The 3,444-nt window shown below is 75.3% G+C and carries 4 protein-coding genes; 3 read left to right on the top strand and 1 reads right to left on the bottom strand.

The annotated features are described in order from the left end of the window. Positions 1-546 (bottom strand): DUF3000 domain-containing protein (locus tag KBX53_RS26725; RefSeq protein WP_210862287.1); only part of this gene is annotated, 546 nt, incomplete at its 3' end. Positions 547-695: 149 nt separating this feature from the next. On the opposite strand from KBX53_RS26725, the gene hemE reads away from it, so the two are divergent. The 3 genes from hemE to KBX53_RS26710 form a co-directional block, all read left to right on the top strand. Beyond that, a complete protein-coding gene (hemE, locus tag KBX53_RS26720; protein WP_210862286.1) occupies positions 696-1,793 on the top strand; it encodes a uroporphyrinogen decarboxylase in 1,098 nt (365 codons plus the stop codon). A gap of 5 nt (positions 1,794-1,798) precedes the next feature. Continuing rightward, positions 1,799-3,211, top strand: a complete 1,413-nt coding sequence (gene hemG / locus KBX53_RS26715; RefSeq protein WP_030336240.1) for a protoporphyrinogen oxidase — start codon at positions 1,799-1,801, stop codon at positions 3,209-3,211. After that, the coding region (locus KBX53_RS26710) for a chlorite dismutase family protein (protein ID WP_210862285.1) at positions 3,208-3,444 on the top strand (237 nt) is incomplete at its 3' end. The genes hemG and KBX53_RS26710, both read left to right, overlap by 4 nt.

Raw genomic sequence — 3,444 nt, 5'->3', positions numbered from 1 at the left:
GGAGAGGGCGGTGACACCGGGCGGGGGGAGGCCGGCGGTGGAGGCGAGCAGCGCGCACCAGCCGAGCAGATGCGGGGTCAGGTCGTCGTCGACCGGCGTCCAGGACGCGCGGATCTCGATGTCACCGATGGTCGGTGGCCCGGCAAGATCGCCGAACCGGGTCGACATGGTCTGCGTCACCGTCCCGCCGATCGCGCGGTGGCCGGCGTCCTGGGCGTCCAACGCGTCGGTCAGCCACGTCCAGCCGACCCCGGGCAGCAGCGGGTCGGCGGCCAGGTCGACCTCCAACTCGGCGGTCACGTAGGTGACCAGCCGCAGGGTGCCCTGCCACGCCTCGTGCCCGGCCGGGTTGTGCAGCAGGATCAGCCGACCGGTCGCCACCTCGTCGTCGTCGCGCAGCACCGTCGCGGAGAGCGCGAACGCGTACGGGGCCAGCCGCTGGGGAGCGCCGACCTCCTCCAGGGTGATCTCCGGCCGGGGGGCGGCCGACCGCAGCCCGGCGACCGCGCGGGCGAACGTCTCCGGGAGCGCGATCGGGGGGGCCATGGTGGCAGCCTATGCCGACGTCCGCCCGCCGCTTCGACGGCGCGCCGACGCTCACCGAGGGGCCCCCACGCCGGTTCGGGGGTAAGGAACGGTGCCCTTCCTCTCACCCCCACCCGGTTGGGGCTGGTGGGCGTGGCACGAGTGCGGCGATGAGCACGGACACCACGGGCACTGTCGCCCGAGACGGAGACCCACGCCCCGGCGGACCAGCCGACTCGCCCTTCATCCGGGCCTGTCGTCGCCGCCCCGGCCCGCACACGCCCGTCTGGTTCATGCGCCAGGCCGGCCGCTCCCTGCCGGAGTACCGGGAGATCCGGGCGAGCGTGCCGATGCTGGAGTCCTGCCGCCGGCCGGAGCTGGTCACCGAGATCACCCTCCAGCCGGTGCGCCGGCACGGGGTGGACGCGGCCATCCTGTTCAGCGACATCGTGGTGCCCGTCGCCGCGGCCGGGATCGACCTGGACATCGTGCCGGGCACCGGCCCGGTCGTCGCCGAGCCGATCCGCACCGCCGCCGACGTGGAGCGGATCCGCCCGATCACCCGCGACGACGTCCCGTACGTGGACGAGGCCGTTCGGCAGTTGGTGGTCGAGCTGGGCGACACCCCGCTGATCGGGTTCGCCGGCGCGCCGTTCACGCTGGCCAGCTACCTGGTCGAGGGCGGGCCGTCGCGCACCCACGCGAAGACCAAGGCCCTGATGTACGGCGACCCCGAGCTGTGGCACGCGCTCTGCGCCCGGCTGGCCGAGGTGACGCTGGCGTTCCTGCGGGTGCAGATCGAGGCCGGGGTGTCCGCCGTGCAGCTGTTCGACTCGTGGGCCGGCGCGCTCTCCGAGGCCGACTACCGCCGTTTCGTGTTGCCGCACTCGACAGCCGTGCTGAGCGGGTTGGCGTCCGCCGGGGTGCCGCGGATCCACTTCGGGGTGGGCACCGCCGAGCTGCTCGGCGCGATGGGCGAGGCCGGCGCGGACGTGGTCGGCGTCGACTGGCGGACGCCGCTGGACGTGGCCACCGGCCGCATCGGCCCGGACAAGGCGGTGCAGGGCAACCTGGACCCGTGCGTGCTGCTCGCGCCGTGGCCGGTCGTGGAGGCCGAGGTGCGCCGCATCCTGGAGCAGGGCCGGGCGGCCCCCGGGCACGTGTTCAACCTCGGCCACGGGGTGCTGCCGGAGACCGATCCGGAGGTGCTGACCCGGGTGGTCGCGCTGGTGCACGAACTGTCCAGCCGCCGAGCCGACCAGGGCTGAGAAACGTGACGCGGCAGCCCTGGCGGGTGGCGGTGGTCGGCGGCGGGATCGCCGGGCTGGCCGCCGCGGTCCGCTTGCGCGACCGCGCACCGGCCGGCACCGAGATCACCGTGTACGAGCAGTCCGGCGCGCTGGGCGGCAAGCTGCGTACCGGGGAACTGGCCGGTCAGCCGGTGGAGTTCGGCGCGGAGTCGTTCCTGATGCGCGACCCGACGGGCGCCGAGAGCGCGGCGGTGGCGTTGGCCCGCCGGCTCGGGCTGGCCGAGAGGATCGTGCACCCCACGGTGGGGCAGGCCGCGCTGGTCGTCGACGGAGGGCTGCGCCCCATCCCGGGCGGCACCCTGGTGGGCGTACCCGGGGATCTGGATCGGGTGGCCACCGTCGCCCGCCCGGCCGCGGACGCCGACACCGACGGTGGCCGGCCGCTGGTCGGGCCGGACGAGGACGTCTCGGTCGGTGCGCTGGTCCGGTCCCGCTTCGGGGACGAGGTGGTCGATCGGCTGGTCGACCCGATGCTGGGCGGCGTGTACGCGGGCCGCGCCGACGATCTGTCCCTGGTCACCACGATGCCGGCGCTGGCCCGGACGGCCCGGGTGGAGCACACCCTGGTCGGCGCGGTCCGGGCCGCGCAGGCCGCCGCGCCGCGGGTGCCCGGCGCCCCGGTCTTCGGCACCCTGGTCGGCGGGCTGAGCACCCTGGTCGAGGCAGCGGTGACGGCCAGCGGCGCGACGGTACGGCGCGACGCCGCAGTGCGTGAACTGACAGCGACCGGCACCGGTTGGCGGCTCACCGTCGGCCCGACCCGGGACCCGGAGCTGGTGGACGTGGACGCCGTGGTGCTGGCGGTGCCGGCGCGACCGGCCGCCCGGCTGCTCGCCGGCGCGGCGCCGGCGGTGGCGGCGGGCGTCGGCGCGTTGGACTACGCGAGCGTCGCGCTGGTCACCATGGCGTTGCCGCAGCCGCGCCTGCCCGAGCTGTCCGGCTTCCTGGTGCCGAGCACCGAGGGGTTGCTGATCAAGGCGGCGACGTTCTTCACCACCAAGTGGGGGCACCTGCGCCGGCCGGACGGGTTGGCGGTGGTGCGCGCCTCGGTGGGCCGGTACGGCGAGGAGTCGCAGCTTCAGCGCCCGGACGCGGACCTGGCGGCCACCGTGCACCGCGAGCTGTCGGCGGTGCTCGGCACCCCGCTACCCGCCCCGGTCGACGGGCACGTGCAGCGGTGGGGCGGGGCCCTGCCGCAGTACGCGCCGGGGCACGCCGACCGGCTCGCCGCCGCGCGGACGGCGTTGCGGGCCGCGCACCCCACAGTGGCCCTCGCCGGCGCCGGCTACGACGGCGTCGGTATCCCGGTCTGCGTCCGCTCCGGCGAGACGGCGGCCGAGGAGATCATCACAGCACTGGGAGGATCGGCGAGATGACCGAGCAGACCAACGCGGCCCGGTTGCGGGAGCTGAACGACAGCATCCGCTACACCATGTGGTCCGTGTTCCGGGCCAGCGCCCCGCTGCCGTCGCTGCGGGACAACGTCACCGGCGAGGTCGAGTCCCTCTTCGAGGAGTTGGCCGGCAAGGACGTGGTGGTCCGGGGCGTGTACGACGTCTCCGGGCTGCGCGCCGACGCGGACGTGATGATCTGGTGGCACTCCGCGTCC

The organism is Micromonospora sp. M51 (assembly GCF_018070305.1).
GTDB classification, from domain to species: domain Bacteria; phylum Actinomycetota; class Actinomycetes; order Mycobacteriales; family Micromonosporaceae; genus Micromonospora; species Micromonospora parva.
This window is presented reverse-complemented; position numbering and strand designations above follow the sequence as displayed.

Bases quoted from the DNA above. Each gene is read 5' to 3' on its own strand.
- hemE (WP_210862286.1), top strand. From the start codon at position 696: ATGAGCACGGACACCACGGGCACTGTCGCCCGAGACGGAGACCCACGC.